Here is a 19,192-nt window from a genome sequence, read left to right as displayed (position 1 = left end):
CTACAGCGTCGCCGCGAACTCCTTGAACCAGGGACGCAGATCGGGTCCGAGATCGTCACGATCGGCGGCGAGCTGCACGATGGCCTTGATGTAGTCCACCCTATCGCCGGTGTCGTATCGGCGACCCCGGAAGACCACGCCGTAGACGCCCGGTCCGTCGGCGTCCGCCGCAAGTTCCTGGAGGGCGTCGGTCAGCTGGATCTCGCCGCCCTTGCCCGGCTCGGTGCGCTCGAGGATCTCGAACACGTCAGGGCTCAAGACGTACCGGCCGATGATCGCGAGGTTGGACGGCGCGTCCTCCTTCTTCGGCTTCTCGACCAGTCCGGTCACCTTGACGATGCCCTCGGAGTCTGTCTCCTCGACGGCGGCGGCGCCGTACATGTGGATGTGCTCGGGGTCGACCTCCATCAGGGCGATGACGGTCGCACCGCGGCGCTCGTGCTCGGCGATCATGGTCGTAAGCAGCTCGTCGCGCTCGTCGATGAGGTCGTCGCCGAGCAGCACCGCGAACGAGGAGTCGCCCACATGCGCCTTGGCGCGCAGCACCGCGTGACCGAGACCCTTCGGCTCGCCCTGGCGGACGAAGTGGATGTCGGCGAGGTCGCTCGACTCGAGCACCCGGTGCAGGCGATCGGTGTCGCCCTTGTCCTTGAGCTTCTCTTCGAGCTCTGGCACCGAGTCGAAGTGGTTGGAGATCGCGTTCTTGTTGCGACCGATGATGACGAGGATGTCGTCGATCCCCGCTTGCGCCGCCTCCTCCACGACGTACTGGATGGCCGGCTTGTCGACGACCGGCAGCATCTCCTTGGGCATCGCTTTCGTCGCAGGAAGGAAGCGTGTTCCGAGTCCGGCCGCAGGAATCACGGCCTTGATGGAGGATTGAGGCATGCGAGCATTCTAGGGTCCTCACCGACGGGCTCCCGCCGCTTGACACCCGGTCGGGCGCCGATATTGCACGACAGCGGCGATCGGCGCACCCGGCGACGCCTAGAATCGAGGGCATGTCCGACGCCATCGCCGACGCGAAGCGCGCGCTCCGAGCAGAGTTGCGGGAGCGACGGCAGCTGCTGACCCCGCAGGCCCGCGAGGTCGCAGCCGCAGGCATCACCGAACAGCTCGATGCGCTGATCGCGACCCACGGCGCGACGTCGATCTCGTGCTTCCTCTCGACCACGACCGAGCCGGGCACGCGTGAGTTCGTCGCCGGGGCCGTGGCACGCGGCATCCGGGTCCTCCTTCCCGTCACGCGCACGGACGGCCTGCTCGACTGGTCGGTCGCGACGCCCGACCTCGACATCGCCGAGGGCATGTTCGGGCTCCCCGAGCCCGTCGGCGAGCTGCTCGGACCCATCGCCGTCAACGACGTCGACCTGCTCGTGATCCCTGCCGCTGCCGTCGACCGCGCGGGCATGCGCCTGGGATGGGGCCGCGGCTACTTCGACAAGACGATCGGGTCGATGGAGCGCTGCCCGCCCGTGTACGCCGTGGTCTTCGACTCCGAGGTGCTCGACGAGGTTCCGAGCGACCTCCACGACCAGCCCGTCAGCGGCGTCGTGACACCGACGCAGACCATCGTCCTCGCGCCCGCCCGACGCTGAACGACCGAGAGAGAAATGCCCACCTACGCCTACGCCTGCAAGCAGTGCGGACACCGCTTCGACGCGGTCCAGTCCTTCGCCGATCCCGCGCTCACCGAGTGCCCGGAGTGCGGCGGCCCGCTGCGCAAGGAGTACGGCTCGATCGGCGTGACCTTCAACGGGTCCGGCTTCTACCGCACCGATTCCCGCGCAGGAGAGAAGAAGGGGACGGATGCCGCGGCCCCCGCGACTTCCACATCTTCGGCCTCGTCTACTGGCGGGGCGTCCACCCCTTCGACATCATCGAAGTCGGAGGCGAAGTCCTCCCCCGCCTCGTCCGGGTCGTGACCGGCGGAAGCGGAGACAGTGAGGAGCATCACATGATCAAGGGCTTCAAGGAGTTCATCCTCCGCGGAAACGTCATCGACCTGGCGGTCGCGGTCGTCATCGGCGCGGCGTTCACGCTGATCGTCAACGCGATCGTCGCCGGGCTCATCAACCCGCTCATCGCGCTCGTGTTCAACGCGAGCAGTCTCGACGCCGTCGGCTGGACGGTGACCAACCTCAACGGTGATCCGGTGTTCTTCGGCTTCGGCATGATCCTCGGCGCGATCATCAACTTCCTCGCCGTCGCGGTGGTCGTGTACTTCGTGTTCGTCTACCCGATGAACAAGTGGAAGGAGCGCGCTGCCGCTCGTGCCGGCATCGCGGAGGAGGAAGCCGCCGAGCTTCCCACCGAGCAGGAGCTCCTGGTGCAGATCCGCGACCTCCTGGCGTCGCAGCCCAAGGCATAGCGGCGCGGCCTCGTCTCGCGCTGCCCCACGTTCGACCGCGCCGAAGTGCTCTCGCACCGAACCGCATACCGCAGTTCGGCACGGTTGAGCGAGGCGCCGGCGCGTCAGTAATGCGGGGGGACGTCGCGCTTCAGGCGCTCGTCGTTCGGCCCTGACGCAGCGTCGGCGACGGCCGCGGCATCCGGGTCCTCATCCCCCACAACCGGCTCGAGGTCGGTTCCGGGCGCGGGCGTCAGCTTGACGCGGCGCGAGCCGGGGATCCGCTCGATGCGCTGACGGTCAGTCGGTGACATCGATCGGCTGCGTGTCGGCCTCGACGCGCGGCGCCTCGGGCGGCACGCCGAGCATCGCGGCGATCCGCTGCGCGACGCCCGCCGGGTCGCTGTAGAGGTCGAACGAGTGCACGCGCACATAGTGCCAGCCGAGGCGGCGGAGGATCTGCGGGCGCAGCCGCAGCGACTCGCGCAGCGACTCCCCGATCGTCTCGGGGTCGCTTTCGACCACGACCGCCTTGCCGTCGTACTGCGCGACCAGCGGCAGGAGCCCGCGGTAGTGCACGTCCACCGAGAGGCCGAGGCGGCGCAGTTCGCGGGCGAGCGCGAGTGTCAGCGGATCGGCCAGGTCTTCGAGGCGGGCCTCGCGCGCCTTCGCGGCGATCCCGCCGAGGATCGACATGAGCGTCGCGGCTCCGTGCTCGAGCCGTCCGTCATCGAACGCCGACGGGCGGATGGACGACACGATCACCATCGAGCGGCGGGCACGCGTCATCCCGACCGTCAGCAGCCGTTCGCCGTCGGGCGTCGAGAGGTCGCCGAAGTCGCTTAGCACGCGGCCGTGCTTGGTCAGGCCGAAGCCGAGCGAGAAGATCACGCGGTCACGGCTCTCGGCGACCGACTCCTCGAGCGTCAGCACCGCGAACGGCTCGGCCGTGTCGCGCGAGACGAAGTCGGCGACGTCGGAGCGTCCCGAGAAGGCGCGCTCGACCGCGGCGCGGATGCGCTCGGCGTGCCGCACGCTGGCCGTCACGACCATGAGAGATTCGGTGCCGCGGTTGACGGCGTGCTCGACGACGAGCGTGACGACGCGGTTGACCTCGGCGTCGGGGCTCTCGACCGCGCCGGTGATCGGGTCGGGCGCGCCCGTGCCGCCCTCGACGTAGTCGACGCCGAGGCTTCCGCGGCCGAGGTACGAGCCGGCCCACGGCAGCGACACGAGCTCGCCGCCGTAGAACGCGTCGTTCACGAGCTCGGCGAGATCCTCGCCGCCTGCCCGGTAGCTGCGGGTCAGCGTCTCGACCGGCAGCAGCTCGGCGAGTCGCTCGAACACGCTCGTCTGGTCGAACGGCTCCTCCGACCCGGCGGGGTCGTCGTCGGGCGCGCCGGCAGCGACGCGGAACGGCGTGGGCTTCTGCGTCACCGGATCGCCGAACACGACCACCTGCCGGCCGCGCCGCAGAGCGGGAGCGGCTTCGGCGATGCACAGGGCCGCGGCATCCGCGATGATCACCACATCGAACTCGGGCGATGCCGGAATCTCGGGCACGTCGTAGGGCGACGACAGCCACACCGGCGCCAGCACGCGCGACAGGTGCGGGGCGGCGTGCACGAGGTCGGCCGCGGTGACCGCGCCGTTCTTGAGCGCGGTCTTCAGGGCCGCCGCCTCGTCGGGGTGGTCGACGATGCCGATGCGCCACTGCGTGGCCAGTTGAGCGGCGAGAAGAGGACCGGATGCCGCGGCATGCGCCTCGTCGACGAGCCGGAAGTCGCGCTCCAGGCGGTCGACCACGGCGGTGTTCGCGCCGAGCACCGCGCGGTCGGTGCGCAGCAGCATCTCGAGCGCCGACTGCCACCACGCGTACTCGAGCTCGTCGGCGACCTGCGACTCGGGCACGTGGCGCACCGAGAGCTCGGTGAGCAGCGGCTCGAGGCCGAGGCGGGCGAGGTCGGTGCGCAGGGTCGCGCGCTCCTTGAGGTTGTCGAACACGTCGGAGTCGGCGGCGAGGCCGGCGAGGGTACGCACGAGGTGCTTCACCGGAAGCGTCGCGAGCCTGTCGGCGCCGGTGCGTCCGAGCACGCCGTCGAGCTCAGCGAGCTCCGCCTCGACGCGCGCCCACGCGACGTGCACGTCGGCCAGGCCGAGCGGCACCTCGGGGGTCACGCCCGAATCGACGAAACGCTGCCACTCGGTGCGCTGCTGCTGGATGCGAACGAGCGCCTCGTACATGTCGGGCACGTGCACTCCCGGGCGCACGTACTCGCGCGACAGGCGCTTGAGCCGGCGGCGGTTGGGGCCGCTCATGTTCGGTGCGTCGCGCCGCGGCGCGTGCGCCTGGATGAGCTCGCCCAGCGGACGCTCGAAGACGGTGAGGCTGAAGCGGTCGAGCGAGTCGCGGATGCCCTGCAGCAGCCGCAGGTACGCGCCCAGTTCGGCGATCGTCTGGAACGGCCGCATGCGCGTCTGCGCGATCAGCTCGTATCCGCGCTCGAGCAGGCTCGGCACGTCGCTGCGGTGCAGCTTGCCGGCGAGCGCGTGCGCGGCGCGGGCATGCTCGGGCTTCGCGAACGAGACACCGTACCAGGGCGAGTCGTCGGGTCCGAAGCGGAACTCGCCGAGCCGCGCCGCCGCGGCGAGCTTCTCGGCGGCCTCGGCGCGTCCGTCGGCCAGCCGCTCGAGCGTGAGGGCGTCGAAGCGAGCCGCGGTCGACGGCGCCGGATCGTGTGCGGCGAGGGTCGCGAGCGCGCGCAGGATCTCGAGAACAGAGACACCGAGCGACGGATGCTGCGCCGTCACGGCTCCGCGATAGTCGCGCAGCACGCCGCGCAGCCTCACGAGCGCGTCATCGATGTCGGCGATCTTCGGCGCCTCCGCCTTCTCGTTCCGGCCGATGGCGCGGATGAGGTCACGCTGGAGCTTGCGCGGCGAGACGGCGAGTCCGGGCAGGCCGATGCCGGCGAGGCGGTGACGGATGCCGTCGAGCGTCGAGCTGCGGGCGCTCACGACGAGCACGCGCTTGCCGTCGCGCACGAGGGCGCCGACGGCGTTGATGACCGTCTGGGTCCCGCCGGTGCCGGGCAGCGTGTGCACGGCCAGGGACTGGCCGGCCGTGATGCGCGCGAGGACGCGCTCCTGCTCGGAGTCGGCGTCGAGCAGCAGCGTGTCGGCTGCGGGCGGACGCTCATCGGGGCTGGTCGGCTCGGGTGCTGCGCGACGCAGCGTGAGCGCCTCGCGGTCGGCGGGATGGCCGGCGAGCGCATTCAGTACGGGGTGGTCGAGGTCTGCGGCATCCCGAGCCATCGCATCGCCGACATCGGCGAAGCTCGACACCAGCAGGCGGGGCTTGACGACGTAGGACTCGACCCACGACGTGAGGGCACGCAGGTGGTCGATGACCGGCTGGGGCTTGAAGACGCCGCCGTCATAGGCGAGCGCGGCGAGCCCTGCGCCGTCGAGCTCGATCCCGAAGTGCGTGAGCATCGCGCGGACGAGTTCGGGGTTGACGCTGAACGAGCCGTGGAGCTTGAGCTCGAAGTCGGAGTGGTGACGCCGGATCGCCAGCGGACGCAGCAGGATCGGCGCCGAGCACTCCATGCCGCCGATGCGCCAGTTCGCCAGTCCGACGGCGAGGTGCACCGGCTCGAGGCCGCGTGTGGTGCGCAGCTCGGTGTTCTTCGCGGTGATCCGCTCGGCGGCCAGGCGCGCGTTGCGCAGCGCGACCTCATCGCGGAAGAGGTTCGAGAGCAGCGTCGAGCGGCCGGTGATGAACTGCGGAAGGCTGCCGGGGTGCGCCTTGGTGATCTCGATCGACGAGTCGCCGGCGTCGGTGAAGTGCAGCAGAGTGGAGCGGCCGCCCAGGTCTGCGGACTGCGCGCGCAGGCGCTCGCGCTCGGGGTCGGCGATGTGCGCCACGACCACATCGGGCTCGGCGAGGCCGAGATCGCCCGGCGTCACGACGCTCCCGGGCACGGCGTCCTCTGCGCCGGCCACGACGCTGCCTTCTGCTCGCCACACGCAAGCCACACTAAGCGGCGTGTCCGGATGCCACTTGCAACGGAGCCGAGTTTCGCGGTATTGGACACGCCGGGTCATCAGCCCTTCCTCCCCACGTTCGCTTCTGGGCCGGGCGTACACAGCCGGCGCTCGTAAAGGTGGAGTGGGAAGGGTCGGGGCCAGGATGGTCCCATGACCTCCCCGGACTCGCCTCGCTTCCGCGTCCATCCCTCCCCCGTGGGCGACGTTCTCATCGTCACCACCCACGAGGGCATCGTGACGCTCCACCCCTTCGACGGTCCGCTCGGCGCGGAGCTCGAGCGGGTGTCCCTCGCCCTCCGGGCTGTGCCGGTGCCCGATGACGACGGGGCGGACGCCGCGGCGAGCGCCCTGCTCGATGCGGCGATCACCCAGCTCGATGAGTACTTCGACGGCGATCGCCGGTCGTTCGACCTCGACCTCGACTGGCGGCTGGTGCGCGGCTTCACGCGCGATGCGCTCGAGGCCGTGCGCGAGATCCCCTACGGCGAGACGGCCGGGTACGGCGAGGTCGCGATCGCGGCGGGCAGCCCCCGCGCAGCGCGGGCCGTGGGCACCGCGTGCGCGACGACGCCGTTTTCGATCGTGGTGCCGGTGCACCGGGTCGTCCGGGCCGACGGCTCGCTCGGCGAGTACGGCGGCCGGCCCGACGTGAAGAAGTACCTCATCGACCTCGAACGCCCCTCGGGCGTGGCGGCGTTCGAACGCCCCTCACCCTTGTAGCCCCGAACGCCCCGCGAGCGTGTAGGCCGCCCGCGGCGCATCCGCGCAGACCTTCCCCGTCCGCGCGAAGCACGGCCCGGGCGTTCCCGCCCGGGCCGTGCCGATCCACCGCGCTGAGTCGCGGCTAGTGGTGCGTCGCCTTCTCGGCGCCGAAGCCGGTGAGCGACCGCACCTCCATCTCGGCCGCCTTGCGCCGGTCCTCCGCCCTGGTGGAGGTCACCGAGCCGAGCCAGCCCAGGAAGAACCCGAGCGGGATCGAGACGATGCCCGGGTTGTTGAGCGGCCAGATCGCCGTGCCCACCTTGAACACGCTCGTCTCCGTGCCCCAGAACACCGGCGACAGGAAGATGAGGATGATCGCGGCGGCCAGACCGCCGTACATGCTCCACACCGCCCCGCGCGTGGTGAACTTTCGCCAGAAGAGCGAGTACAGGATCGTCGGCAGGTTCGCCGACGCCGCCACCGCGAAGGCGAGGGCGACGAGGAACGCCACGTTCTGTCCCTGCACGCCGATGCCGCCGATGATTGCGAGGATGCCGATCACGATGACCGTACGACGGGCGACCTTGACCTCACCGTCCGGCGGCACGTCGCCCTTCTTCACGACGTTCGCGTAGATGTCGTGCGCGAACGATGCAGCGGCGGTGATCGTGAGTCCGGCGACGACCGCGAGGATCGTCGCGAACGCGACCGCCGAGATGAACCCGAGCAGAAGGGGCCCGCCGAGTTCGAGCGCGAGGAGCGGTGCAGCCGAGTTGACGCCACCCGGCGCCGCCGCGATGACCTCCGGGCCGACCATGGCGCCGGCTCCGTAGCCGAGCACGAGCGTCAGCAGGTAGAAGAGGCCGATCAGCCAGATCGCCCACACGACTGAGCGACGCGCCTCCTTGGCCGTCGGCACCGTGTAGAAGCGCATCAGCACGTGCGGCAGACCCGCGGTGCCGAGCACCAGGGCGATCGCCAGCGAGATGAAGTCCCACGGGTTCGCGCCGTACTGCAGGCCCGGCCCGAGGACCGCCTCACCCTGCGGCGACGCCGCCACCGCGCTCTCGAGCAGCGTGTTCAGGCTGAAGCCGTTGATCGCCAGCACCCAGATCGTCATGACGAGCGCACCGCCGATGAGCAGGAACGCCTTCACGATCTGCACCCACGTCGTGCCCTTCATGCCGCCGATGAGCACGTACACGATCATCAGCACGCCGACCACGGCGACGACGATCGACTGCCCGAGCGTCTCGGTGATGCCGAGCAGCAGCGAGACCAGACCGCCCGCGCCGGCCATCTGCGCCAGCAGATAGAAGAAGCACACCGCCAGCGTCGTGATGGCCGCGGCCATGCGCACCGGACGCTCCTTCAGGCGGAACGAGAGCACGTCGGCCATCGTGAACTTGCCCGTGTTGCGCATGAGCTCGGCCACGAGCAGCAGTGCGACGAGCCACGCGACGAGGAAGCCGATCGAGTACAGGAAGCCGTCGTAGCCGTTGATCGCGATCGCACCGCAGATGCCGAGGAAGGATGCCGCCGATAGATAGTCGCCCGAGATGGCGAAGCCGTTCTGCGGGCCGGTGAACGAGCGCCCGGCGGCGTAGTAGTCGGCCGCCGTCTTGTTGTTGCGGCTCGCGCGGATGACGATGAACAGGGTCACCGCCACGAACGCCCCGAAGATCGAGATGTTCAGGACGGGGTTGTTCTCGACCGTGTCGACGGCGGCCGAGATCGCAGCGAAGACGTCGTTCATACGGAGGCCTCCTGACGTGCCTCGAGGTCCTCGCGGATCTCCTCGGCGATGGGGTCGAGCTTGCGGTTGGCGTACCAGACGTACGTCATCGTGATGGCGAACGTCGTCACGAACTGGCCGAGGCCGAAGATCAGGCCCACGGTGATGTCGCCCCACACGCGCTGCGCCATGAACTCCGGCGCGAACGACGAGAGGAGCACGTACGCGAAGTACCAGACGAGGAACGCGACCGCCATCGGGAACACGAAGCCGCGCTGCTTGCGCTTGAGCTCTGTGAACCGGGGCGACTCCTCGACCTCGATGTAGTCGATTCCGCCGGGTGGGGCGGTGTCTGTCCGGGGATCGGACATGTGGCCTCCTTGCCTCATGAACGGGCGCATCTTCGCGCCGGGTGGGGGTCCCGGGCGGCGGGACGAGCGTTCAACCCGGGTGGTAGGGTCGACGCTACGAAAAGCGGCGAGGACGCCGTCACCCCCGGAAGTAGGTACCGCGTGAGCGGCTCCCCCGCAGGCGAGAAGTCGAACCGCACCGACGGTGACACGCAGCTGCTCGCCCGTGCGGTGAACGACCTGGTGCGGCGCACCCATTTCCCCGTCGCCTTCGGCGGCCTCGAACGCGGCGACGCGATCCACGTCACCTCGATCGCCGGCGCTCGCACGCGCAGTCTCGAGGGACTCGTGGTGCAGGCGTCCCGCGGACTCGGCGGACGCGCCCTCGTCGAGAAGCGCCCCCGGCTTGCCCTCGACTACCGCTCGTCGCGCAGCATCACGCACGACTACGACCGCGCCGTGCTGGGCGAGGGCATCTCGACGCTGTTCGCGATCCCGGTGCTCGTCGGCGCGCGGGCGCGCGGCGTCATCTACTGCGGCTCGTGGTCGTCCTTCCCCGTCGGCGATGTCGCGGCGCGTCCCGCGTTCGCGGTCGCCGAAGAGCTCTCCAGCGAGCTGCGCATCCGCGAAGAGGTCGACCGCCGGCTCGCTCTGGCTCCCCCGGCCGCGCCGGCCGAGGCATCCGCTCTCGCTCCTGCCGCCCGAGAAGAACTGCGCCAGACCTACGCGGAACTGCGCAGCATCGCGGCCGTCGTCGAAGACGCGTCGCTGCGCGAACGGCTCGCGCGTCTCGAGAAGCGGCTGGCGGCATTGTCGCAGTCCGAAAAGGAGCCGACGCTCGAACTCGACGTGCGCCTTTCGCCGCGCGAAATCGACGTGCTCGCGTGCTGTGCTCTCGGGGCGACGAATTCCGAGATCGCCGCGACCCTTTCCCTGCGCGAGGGAACGGTCAAGTCGTATCTTCAGTCGGCGATGGCGAAATTGGATGCCTCGACCCGCCACGCCGCGGTGGCCAAGGCCCGCCGCGCCGGCCTTCTGCCCTAGCGCAGAGCCCGGGAAACTCGGAGGTTCGGGCGGAATTCGCGCCGAGTCGGACTAATCGGACCGAATTGCGCAGGGTATCCGATTTCCCCAGCTTCACAATTCGCGTGCGAAGAGGGATTGAACGCGCGTAATGTGCCCTTCATGGCTCGCAGAATTGTGCATCAGCTCGTCGACGATCTCGACGGGTCCGTCCTCGAAGTCGGAGAGGGTGAGACCGTCCTGTTCTCTCTCGACGGGGTCGCCTACGAGATCGACCTCACCGAAGGCAACGCCGCGGCGCTCCGCGACGCGCTCGCCCCCTACGTCGCCGCCGGACGCAGCGTCGGCTCATCGCGCGGCGGCGCTGGCAGCGGCGGAGGCACCGCGCGCAAGCGGCGCCGCACCGGCCAGCAGGACTACGGCGCCATCCGCGAGTGGGCCAAGAAGAACGGCCACCAGGTGTCGGAGCGGGGCCGGGTGCCGGCATCCGTTCTCGAAGCCTACGAGGCGGCGCACTGACGCACGCCGCCTCGCGGACGTCATGACGCGGGCGCGCGTGAAAGCAGCCCGAGGATCTCGTCGACCTTGTCTTTCGCGTCGCCGAACAGCATCTGCGCGTTCTCGCGGTAGAACAGCGGGTTCTGCACGCCCGCGTATCCCGACGCCATGGAGCGCTTGAACACGATCACGTTCGACGCCTCCCACACGCGCAGCACCGGCATGCCGGCGATCGGGCTGCCCGGGTCTTCGGCCGCGGCGGGGTTGACGGTGTCGTTCGCGCCGATGACGAGCACGACGTCGGTGCGCGAGAGGTCGTCGTTGATCTCGTCCATCTCGAGCACGATGTCGTAGGGCACCTTCGCCTCGGCCAGGAGGACGTTCATGTGTCCCGGCAGGCGTCCGGCGACGGGGTGGATGCCGAATCGCACGTCGATCCCCCGGTCGCGCAGTCGCTGCACGAGGTCGGCGACCCCGTGCTGCGCCTGTGCGACGGCCATGCCGTAGCCGGGGGTGATGACGACCGACGATGCGCTGGTCAGCATGTCGGCCGCGCTCTCGGCGTCGATCTCGCGGTGATCGCCGTACTCCGTCTCAGGACCGCTCGGCGCCTCGATTCCGAAGCCGCCCGCGATGACCGAGAGGAACGAGCGGTTCATGGCCTTGCACATGATGTAGCTCAGGTACGCACCCGACGAGCCGACGAGCGCGCCGGTCACGATGAGCAGATCGTTGTTGAGCAGGAAGCCCGCGGCTGCGGCCGCCCAGCCCGAGTAGCTGTTGAGCATCGAGACGACGACGGGCATGTCGCCGCCGCCGATCGAGGCGACGAGGTGCCAGCCGAGTGCGAGGGCGAGCGCCGTGACCGCGACGAGCAGCCACAGCTCGGGGGTGATGACGTACCAGACCGTCAGCACGAGGAAGAGCGCGAGCGCGCCGAGGTTGAGCGCGTTCTTGCCCGGCAGCATGAGCGGCTTCGACGAGATGCGCGCCGACAGCTTGAGGAACGCGACGATCGATCCGGTGAAGGTCACACCGCCGATGAAGACACCGATGAAGACCTCGGCGTGGTGGATGTCGGCGAGCGCCCCCTCCAGGCCGGTGTCGTACAGCGCGCCGTTCCAGCCGACGAGCACGGCGGCCAGACCGACGAAGGAGTGCAGCAGGGCGATGAGCTCCGGCATCCCGGTCATCTCGACGATGCGTGCGCGCCACAGACCGATCGCGCCGCCGATGAGAACAGCCGCGACCAGCAGCACGAGTCCGAGGGTCGCCGCCGGGTCTGCCCACGCGTCTGCGGCGACCAGCCACACCGTCGCGAGCAGCGCGATCGTCATGCCGACGATGCCGTAGGTGACGCCGCGGCGGCTGGTCTCGTGCTTGCTGAGTCCGGCGAGGCTCAGGATGAAGAGGAGTGCGGCGACGATGTAGGCCGCTCCGGCCACCTGACCTGCGACGGCGATCATCGGGTCTCACCCTTCTGGAACATCGCGAGCATGCGGCGCGTGACGGCGAAGCCGCCGAAGATGTTGATGGATGCCACCAGCACGGCGACCGCGGCCAGGATCTGCACCGTCAGGTCGGGCGCGGTGATCTGCACCATGGCGCCGACGACGATGATGCCCGAGATCGCGTTCGTCACGCTCATGAGGGGCGTGTGCAGCGCGTGGGCGACGTGGCCGATGACGTAGAAGCCGACCACGACCGCGAGCGTCAGCACGAGGAAATGCTGTGGCAGCGGTGGTGGCGCGAACGCGCAGATCGCGAAGAGCGCGGCAATGCCGGCAACGACCAGGCCCGTCTTCGTGCCGCGCGACATGGTCTTCTTCTCTGGGACCGGTGCGGGCGGTGCAGCTGCGGCCTTCGCGGGCGCCGCCGAGACCTGCACAGGCGGCGGCGGCCACGTGACCGCGCCGTCCTGCACGACCGTGACCGTACGCTGCACGACGTCGTCGAAGTCGAGGGTGAGCTCGCCGTCCTTGCCGGGGGTGAGCAGCTTGAGCAGGTTGACCAGGTTGGTGGCGAAGAGCTGGGATGCCTGCTGCGGCAGGCGCCCCGGAAGGTCGGTGTAGCCGAGGATGATGACGCCGTTGTCGGTGACGACCCGCTCCCCCGCGACCGAACCCTCGACGTTGCCGCCCTGGCCGGCCGCCATATCGACGATGACGCTGCCCGGACGCATGCTCGCGACGTCGGCGGCCGTGATGAGGCGCGGCGCCGCGCGGCCCGGGATGAGCGCCGTGGTGATGATGATGTCGACGTCGGCGGCCTGCTCGGAGTACAGCTCGGCGGCGCGACGGTTGTAGGCCTCGCTGGTGGCCTTGGCGTAGCCGTCGGACGAGACCTCCTTCTGCTCGTCGGGCACGACGACCTCGAGGTACTCGCCGCCGATCGACGCGACCTGGTCGGCGACCTCGGGGCGCGGGTCGGTCGCCCGCACGATCGCGCCGAGGCTCGACGCCGCGCCGATCGCCGCGAGACCGGCGACGCCGGCGCCTGCGACGAGCACCTTCGCCGGGGGGACCTTGCCGGCCGCCGTGACCTGTCCGGTGAAGAACCGGCCGAACTCGTGCGCCGCCTCGACCACGGCGCGGTAGCCGGAGATGTTGGCCATCGAGCTGAGCACGTCCATCGACTGCGCGCGCGAGATGCGCGGCACGGCGTCGAGCGCGATCGCCGTGATGCTGCGCGTGGCCAGCGCCTCGACAAGATCGGGACGCAGCGCCGGGCTCAGGGTCGCGACGAGAGTCGCTCCGTCGGCGAGGCGGTCGATCTCGCCGGGCGTCGGCGCGTTGACTTTGAGGATGATCGGGCTCGCCCAGGCTTCGGCGCCGTCGACGACGGATGCCCCGGCCTCTTGGTAGGCCGCGTCGGGGAACGAGGATGCCGCGCCCGCGCCGGATTCGACGACGACGTCGTAGCCGAGCGCGATGAGCTTGGGGACGGTGGTGGGAGTCGCGGCCACCCGGTTCTCACCGGGGGCCTCGGCGACGATGCCGATGCGGGTCATGCGTTCCTCTGGATCAGGTGCTGGTTCGCGTCCACCCTGGCAGAGGCCAGGGACGATCAGCCTCGCATTTCACCCCGCGCCGCGGCAAGAATTGCGGATCTTTGCGGATCGCGAAACCGGGATGCCCCGCCGCGGACTCCTCCCCTCCGCCGGTTGCGTAGGCGCGAAGCGCCGCATCGAAACCCCTCGCGCCCTCGCGAACCCCGACCGCGCAGCATCCCGAACCTGGCATTCCCCTCCAAATGCCGCTCTCACCTTGCCCCTCGCGCCGATTCTCGGAATCGTGGCCGGTCCGCAGTCCGCTACGGAAGGAAGAACGTCATGCTCACGATGACCCAGACAGCCGCTGAGGCCGTCAAGCAGATCGTCGCGCGGGTTCCGCAGGTAGAAGACGGAGGCGTGCGCATCCGCGACGCGGGCAACGACACCGGTTTCGAGCTGAGCGTCGCGGGCGACCCGCAGCCGCTCGACACGGTGGTCGTCACCGACGGCGCGCGAGTGTTCCTCGACGAGACCGCCGCCACGGCGCTCGACGACCGCGTGCTCGATGCCGAACTGTCAGAGGACGGCTCGGTGCGCTTCGCGCTCGGCCTCCAGGACTGAGTTCCTCTCGGCTTTTCGGCGGCCCCGGCGCTTCGGCGTCGGGGCCGCTGCCGTTTCCCGGCGTCAGGGGCAGAGCTCGAACACGTACCCCGGCTCCCCGGGCGCGACGAGTTCGCGGTCACGCAGCACCGTGGAGGGAGGCATCCGCTCGTCTTCGCACGCTGCGCGGAACTCGCCCACGCCGGAGTACTCGACGGCGATCACGAGGTCGCCATAGACGTCGGTGTAGGCGTCGCACTCGTCGAAGGCGGCGCATTCCTCGGCGATCGCGAAGTCGAAGCCCGCCCCGTTGCGCAGTGCGGCCGCGTGCTCGGCGGCGTTCTTCTGGCCGGCGGCGAGGCCCGCGTCGTGCGCGATCGCGACGAGCACTTCGGCGAGCGCGAGATTGTCGTCGAACGTGAGCGCGCCATCGCTGCGGGCGTAGGTGTCGAGGTTGTCGAACTCGACTGCGTCGTAGCCCGCGGCCGCGCATCGCTCGATCCACGGACGCACGACCTCGGCGATCGCTTTGCGGTTGCGATCGGATGCCGCATCCAGCAGCGCCTCGTCGGGCCACGCCGGGTCGAAGACGATGTCGCCCTCGGCGTCTTTCAGGAGCAGCTCGTCGGGCCAGTCGGCGAGCTCGGCCGGCTGGGTCTGGAACGCATTGACGTAGCAGATCGAGTACACGTCGTCGGCGGGAGGCTCGGCGCGGTCACGGACGACGATCCCGACGTCGGCCGGCGGAGGGTAGGCCCCGCCGAGCTGATAGTCGGGCGCTGCACCGGCCGGAGGCAGCGTGATCTCGGTCGGCGGATTCGTCGTGCAGCCGGCGAGCGCTGTGGTCGCGATGACAACGAAGAGAGCGGATGCCGCGGCCCTGGATGCTCTCACCGCAGCGACGCTACCGCTTCCCGGGCGGTGCCGGCGTCGAGGGTAGACTTTCGGGGCCAGCCTCTGTAGCTCAATGGAAGAGCAGTTCCGTCCTAAGGAAACGGTTGGGGGTTCGAGTCCCTCCAGGGGCACAGTCTTTTTTTGTATCTGACCAGGTATTCCTCTTTCAGTCAGACCGCCGAGATCACGTTTTTGGCCGCATTTTGGCCGCATTTTGAAAATCTCGAGACCGCTCGGAGGGCGCCGACAAGCCCCTTCAGCGCGCTCCGTTGGACGTCGCGGAACGACGAAATCGAGCGTTTCGGGCGTCTCGAGCCTCGTCGAAAAGCTGAGCAATCTGCTCTCTGCGGCTACTGCGGTCGGGCGTAGCGGGTCTGCGGACCCGCGGGCAGCGCCACGAGCGGCATTGCGTCGTTGAGGCGCGATGCGACGGCATCCAGATCGTCGTCGAAGAGGTCGGCGTAGGTGTCGAGCGTCATGGCCGCCGACGCGTGCCCCAGCATCCGCTGCACGGCCTTCACGTTGGCGCCGGAGCTGATCGCGAGCGATGCGGCGGTGTGGCGGAGGTCGTGAGGCGTCAGCCGCGGGATCGATGGGTCCACAGCCTGCGCGCGGCGGACCGCGTTCGCAAACCATCCCTGTGCGCCTGAGTTGCGCATGTGGTTGACGCCGTCGCCGAAGAGCAGCCCTTCCGGGCCCTTGCCGGCGCAAGCCTGTTCGATCATCGGAGCGAGGCGCTCCGGGTAGGGGACCGAGCGCTTCTCGTGCGTCTTCGGCGTGCCGACGTGGATCTCGTACGCGATCATCACCGCGTTCTCCTCGATCACGAAGCGTCGACGCAGTCGATTCACACTCCGCACGCGCAGCCCCGTCGCCTCACCCCAGCGCAGGCCGGTGTAGGCCAAGGTCAGGACCATCGTCGGATGCGCCGAGCATGCCGCCAGCGTCGCCACCTGGTCATGCGAGAGATAGACGCGGCGCTTGCCCGGTCCGCTCCGAGGGAGATTGCGGATGTGTCGCGCCGGGTTGTTCGCAAGGCGACGATCATCGATGGCGACATCGAGGATGCCCGCGAGGACTCCCAGCGCGCGAAGAACGACCGTGCGCGACTTCTGCGTCGCAAGGTCCGACACCCAGTCCTGAACTTCAGACCGCCGGATCGACCAGATCTCCCTGTCTGCCCAGACTGGAGCGACGTGGTTCTTCCACGCCCGCTCGAGCGTCATGTAGTACGAAGGCTTCGACATAGGCGGCTGCTTCGACCGCAGCCAGCTGTCCGCGAACATCCGGACCGGCACCCGCGATGCCACGGGATCGATGTACTCCCCCTTCGACTTCGACACGGTGACCATGGACAGGTAGAGCTTCGCCTCGCGCATCGTCGTGAAGCCGCGCTTCTGCGTTTCGGTCCGATCAGGCTTGCGGTAGCGCACGCGGTAGCGGCGTCCCTTCGCCGATTCGTACGGGGTTATGCTGCCCATCTCGACCTCCGCTCGGTGCCGGCTCGATGGTCAGTATCTGGCCAGTGTCGGACACTGGTCGCGCCTCGTCAACGCGGCAGATGACAGATGTGGACAGATGTCGGAAGACGTCCTCAACTGGCGATGGATCGAAGAGGCGCGTCCCTCCGACGCCGAGAGCGTAGCGATCGGCCGCGCTCCGTCCTGGCCGCTCTATCCTCTTGTCTACGTGCTCGCGCGTCTACGCGGTTCGCGCCTGATTCTCCTTGGTCCCAAACGCGGACCCTTTGAGCCACTTTCCGAGGACGGACGGACGGTGCACACCGGCAAGCGTGCCGAAGCGCGGTGTGACATGGAGCACCTCAAAGCTCCCGCCGCCTGTCCACGCAACTTGTCCCGTGATACCGCCGCGGTCTTCACCGTTCACAACCCGCTGCAGGCGAGGAAGGGTGAAGTCAAGCACGGTCTGGGTGTTCCGCTCCACTGTCACCCACCGGCGGCGCATCTTGTGGGCCGTAGCCGCGGTCGTTCCCGATCCAGCGAAGAGGTCGACCACGAGTTCGCCTGGGTTGCTCGCGACGTGAATGATGCGCTCGAGCAACTCCTCCGGCTTTGGTGTGTCGAACACCGGTCGGTCGGGGAAAAGCTCGAGGAGGTGGCGCTTCGCGTCGTCATTGGTTCCGACGTCAGCGGAGCCCCACACGGTGAACGGCACTAGACCGCGAAGCTGGTGCGCGAAAAGCTTGATGCGCGGCATGCCTGCACCGCCCTTGGGGAACCAAATACGATCCTCCGCCAGCAGGTCAAGGTACGTCTTCTCTGTGGCGTACCAGCTTCGTCCACGCGGTGGTTGAACGATGGAGCCAGACGGAGTGACGATGTCGTACTGCTGTGCCTTGCGATAGCCGGGTGCGGTGAACGGCGCGTCGCTCCACGGGCCCCGTGGGTCGTCATCCCGATTGCGCAGCAGCGCCTCATCCTTCGCGAGCAGATTTCGGCTGAGCTTCCATGTCCGGGGGCCCGACGGCGCGTAGACGAGGATAGTGTCGTGGTTGCTGCTGAACGCGGCTCGCGAGTCCCGGGTTGTGCGCTTCTGCCAGACTACGGACGCGACGAATGCCGCCTCGCCGAATACCTCGTCCATGACGACGCGAGCACGGTGAACCTCACTGTCGTCGAGGTGAAGCCATACGGACGCGTCTTCCCGGAGCAGCGGCCTGAGGGCAGCGAGACGGTCGCGCATCATGCTCAACCACATCGGCGTGGCCAAACTGTCGCCGTAGTGGTTGAAGGTCTTCTGGGTATTGAACGGTGGGTCGATGTAGACCGCCCGGATGCCGTCCGACAGCACGTTAGTGTCGCGGAGAATTTCGAGCGCGTCGAAGCCGTCACCGACCGCCAGGACGTTCGACGTCGAACGGAGCGCTGAGCCGAACGTTTCGACACGGAGCGGGTTCCGCAGCGCAGCGTCATCGGGCTGGACCCAGGTGTACGAGGTGGCCCCGGATGCGTGCAGCGGGAGCCCCTTGTTCGGCCAGACGAGCTCCACACTCCCGCTCATCACGCCCCACCCCTTCTCGAGCCATACGCCCGCGCCGCCGATGTCGGTGGCTCCGACCAGATTACGATGGCATCACCCAACGACAATGCCAACACGACGGAGGCGACCCGTGCTCGATGCGCCTGCGCTACCCAGGCCGACCAAGCCATTCATCCGTTGGGCCGGTGGCAAGACGAAGCTGCTGCCCCGCATCCTGCCGCACATCCCGGAGCGCATCGCGAACTACCACGAGCCGTTCCTCGGCGGAGGCGCGGTCTTCCTCGCGGTCGAGCCGCGTGTCGAGGGCCGTGCCAACCTCGCTGACCTGAACGGACATCTGGTCAACGCGTGGGTCGCGATGCGAGACGAGCAGACGGCGCTCCGAACGCTCCTGGATGCACACCAGGAGCGTGACTCAAAGGAGTACTACTACGAGGTTCGCGCGCAGGTGCCGACGAACTCCCTAGAGAGCGCGGCTCGTTTCCTCTATCTCAACGGCACGTCATGGAATCATCTTTGGCGCGAGAACTCTCGGACGGGCGCGATGAACGCACCGTGGGGCGACCGTGCGTTCAAGGGCTTCAGCGACGAAACGTACGCCGCCATCGCCGAGTCCCTTCGCGCGACAGCCATCCGCGAAGAGGATTTTAGGGATGCGCTCAACCGCGTGCGGCCCGGAGACTTCGTTTACCTCGACCCGCCATACCTCCCGCTCTTCACCCAGCCCGGTGTGGAAAAGGAGCCGACCGCGAAGTTCAACAAGTACACGGCGAAGACGTTCGAGCTGCCCGACCTCCTCGACCTCGCCGTGCACTGCCGGAACATGTCGGAGCAAGGTGTTCGATGGGTCATGTCGAACCGTGACACACCGGGTGTCCGCGAGCTCTTCGACTTCGCCGATATCGTGACTTTCAGAACACATCGTTCGCTGGCCGCCCAAAGCAAGCGCGAAGTCGAATCGCACATGTCGCCGGAGGCTATCGTCATCGGAAGGTGAA

At 68.7% G+C, this 19,192-nt stretch carries 18 protein-coding genes and 1 tRNA gene; 9 read left to right on the top strand and 10 right to left on the bottom strand.

Annotation, left to right across the window (positions count from 1 at the left end; all coding sequences use genetic code 11):
- Window positions 1-888: a UTP--glucose-1-phosphate uridylyltransferase GalU gene (gene galU, locus MK786_RS05505; RefSeq protein WP_241111227.1), complete on the bottom strand. Its 888-nt coding sequence runs from the start codon at window positions 886-888 to the stop codon at window positions 1-3.
- Between the two features lie 113 nt (window positions 889-1,001).
- Here galU and MK786_RS05500 point away from each other — a divergent pair, with 113 nt between their 5' ends.
- The 3 genes from MK786_RS05500 to mscL are packed head-to-tail and all read left to right on the top strand — an operon-like array spanning window position 1,002 to window position 2,371.
- Window positions 1,002-1,598, top strand: a complete 597-nt coding sequence (locus tag MK786_RS05500; RefSeq protein WP_241111226.1) for a 5-formyltetrahydrofolate cyclo-ligase — start codon at window positions 1,002-1,004, stop codon at window positions 1,596-1,598.
- Window positions 1,599-1,613: 15 nt separating this feature from the next.
- Window positions 1,614-1,925, top strand: coding sequence for an FmdB family zinc ribbon protein (locus tag MK786_RS05495; protein WP_241111225.1), 312 nt, complete (start codon window positions 1,614-1,616; stop codon window positions 1,923-1,925).
- A 32-nt stretch (window positions 1,926-1,957) separates the two neighbouring features.
- Window positions 1,958-2,371, top strand: a complete 414-nt coding sequence (gene mscL / locus MK786_RS05490; RefSeq protein WP_241111224.1) for a large conductance mechanosensitive channel protein MscL — start codon at window positions 1,958-1,960, stop codon at window positions 2,369-2,371.
- Window positions 2,372-2,475: 104 nt separating this feature from the next.
- Here the strand turns inward: mscL and MK786_RS05485 are convergent, their stop codons facing one another.
- Both MK786_RS05485 and MK786_RS05480 read right to left on the bottom strand, forming a co-directional pair.
- Window positions 2,476-2,664: a hypothetical protein gene (locus MK786_RS05485; protein ID WP_241111223.1), complete on the bottom strand. Its 189-nt coding sequence runs from the start codon at window positions 2,662-2,664 to the stop codon at window positions 2,476-2,478.
- The gene (locus MK786_RS05480) at window positions 2,651-6,379 is read right to left on the bottom strand and encodes an AAA family ATPase (RefSeq protein ID WP_241111222.1); all 3,729 of its coding nucleotides are present in this window, start codon (window positions 6,377-6,379) and stop codon (window positions 2,651-2,653) included. The genes MK786_RS05485 and MK786_RS05480 overlap by 14 nt, the downstream gene beginning before the upstream one ends.
- Before the next feature lie 171 nt (window positions 6,380-6,550).
- Here MK786_RS05480 and MK786_RS05475 point away from each other — a divergent pair, with 171 nt between their 5' ends.
- A complete protein-coding gene (locus MK786_RS05475) occupies window positions 6,551-7,120 on the top strand; it encodes a methylated-DNA--[protein]-cysteine S-methyltransferase (RefSeq protein WP_241111221.1) in 570 nt (189 codons plus the stop codon).
- 124 nt (window positions 7,121-7,244) lie between these two features.
- On the opposite strand, the gene MK786_RS05470 is transcribed toward MK786_RS05475, so the two are convergent.
- Together MK786_RS05470 and MK786_RS05465 are read right to left on the bottom strand one after the other, a co-directional pair.
- Complete coding sequence (locus MK786_RS05470) at window positions 7,245-8,858, bottom strand: cation acetate symporter (RefSeq protein ID WP_241111220.1); 1,614 nt, start codon at window positions 8,856-8,858, stop codon at window positions 7,245-7,247.
- The gene (locus MK786_RS05465) at window positions 8,855-9,208 is read right to left on the bottom strand and encodes a DUF485 domain-containing protein (protein WP_241111219.1); all 354 of its coding nucleotides are present in this window, start codon (window positions 9,206-9,208) and stop codon (window positions 8,855-8,857) included. Before MK786_RS05465 ends, MK786_RS05470 begins: the two co-directional genes overlap by 4 nt.
- A 141-nt stretch (window positions 9,209-9,349) precedes the next feature.
- Here MK786_RS05465 and MK786_RS05460 point away from each other — a divergent pair, with 141 nt between their 5' ends.
- Both MK786_RS05460 and MK786_RS05455 read left to right on the top strand, forming a co-directional pair.
- A complete protein-coding gene (locus tag MK786_RS05460) occupies window positions 9,350-10,231 on the top strand; it encodes a LuxR C-terminal-related transcriptional regulator (protein ID WP_241111218.1) in 882 nt (293 codons plus the stop codon).
- Window positions 10,232-10,372: 141 nt separating this feature from the next.
- Entirely contained in the window at window positions 10,373-10,729 is a 357-nt protein-coding gene (locus tag MK786_RS05455; RefSeq protein ID WP_241111217.1) for an Lsr2 family protein, read from the top strand.
- Window positions 10,730-10,749: 20 nt separating this feature from the next.
- On the opposite strand, the gene pntB is transcribed toward MK786_RS05455, so the two are convergent.
- Together pntB and MK786_RS05445 are read right to left on the bottom strand one after the other, a co-directional pair.
- On the bottom strand, window positions 10,750-12,174 hold the full coding sequence (pntB, locus tag MK786_RS05450) for a Re/Si-specific NAD(P)(+) transhydrogenase subunit beta (RefSeq protein ID WP_241111216.1): 1,425 nt from the start codon (window positions 12,172-12,174) through the stop codon (window positions 10,750-10,752).
- Window positions 12,171-13,718: a Re/Si-specific NAD(P)(+) transhydrogenase subunit alpha gene (locus MK786_RS05445; protein WP_241111215.1), complete on the bottom strand. Its 1,548-nt coding sequence runs from the start codon at window positions 13,716-13,718 to the stop codon at window positions 12,171-12,173. The genes pntB and MK786_RS05445 overlap by 4 nt, the downstream gene beginning before the upstream one ends.
- 321 nt (window positions 13,719-14,039) lie before the next feature.
- Between MK786_RS05445 and MK786_RS05440 the strand changes: the two genes are divergently transcribed.
- The gene (locus MK786_RS05440) at window positions 14,040-14,321 is read left to right on the top strand and encodes a Fe-S cluster assembly protein HesB (RefSeq protein ID WP_191767194.1); all 282 of its coding nucleotides are present in this window, start codon (window positions 14,040-14,042) and stop codon (window positions 14,319-14,321) included.
- A gap of 63 nt (window positions 14,322-14,384) precedes the next feature.
- On the opposite strand, the gene MK786_RS05435 is transcribed toward MK786_RS05440, so the two are convergent.
- Window positions 14,385-15,194, bottom strand: a complete 810-nt coding sequence (locus MK786_RS05435) for an endo alpha-1,4 polygalactosaminidase (RefSeq protein ID WP_241111214.1) — start codon at window positions 15,192-15,194, stop codon at window positions 14,385-14,387.
- Between the two features lie 59 nt (window positions 15,195-15,253).
- Here MK786_RS05435 and MK786_RS05430 point away from each other — a divergent pair.
- A tRNA-Arg gene (locus tag MK786_RS05430) sits at window positions 15,254-15,325 on the top strand.
- Window positions 15,326-15,544: 219 nt separating this feature from the next.
- Here MK786_RS05430 and MK786_RS05425 read toward each other — a convergent pair.
- Window positions 15,545-16,675, bottom strand: a complete 1,131-nt coding sequence (locus MK786_RS05425) for a site-specific integrase (RefSeq protein ID WP_241111213.1) — start codon at window positions 16,673-16,675, stop codon at window positions 15,545-15,547.
- Between the two features lie 220 nt (window positions 16,676-16,895).
- Window positions 16,896-18,203, bottom strand: a complete 1,308-nt coding sequence (locus MK786_RS05420; protein ID WP_241111212.1) for a site-specific DNA-methyltransferase — start codon at window positions 18,201-18,203, stop codon at window positions 16,896-16,898.
- Between the two features lie 52 nt (window positions 18,204-18,255).
- Here MK786_RS05420 and MK786_RS05415 point away from each other — a divergent pair, with 52 nt between their 5' ends.
- The gene (locus MK786_RS05415; protein WP_241111211.1) at window positions 18,256-19,191 is read left to right on the top strand and encodes a DNA adenine methylase; all 936 of its coding nucleotides are present in this window, start codon (window positions 18,256-18,258) and stop codon (window positions 19,189-19,191) included.
- The last annotated feature ends 1 nt before the right edge of the window (window position 19,192 follow it).

Source organism: Microbacterium sp. CFH 31415, from assembly GCF_022538185.1.
Taxonomy (GTDB): Bacteria; Actinomycetota; Actinomycetes; order Actinomycetales; family Microbacteriaceae; genus Microbacterium.
The sequence above is the reverse complement of the archived record's forward strand: the minus strand, read 5'-3'. Positions and strand labels throughout refer to the sequence as shown.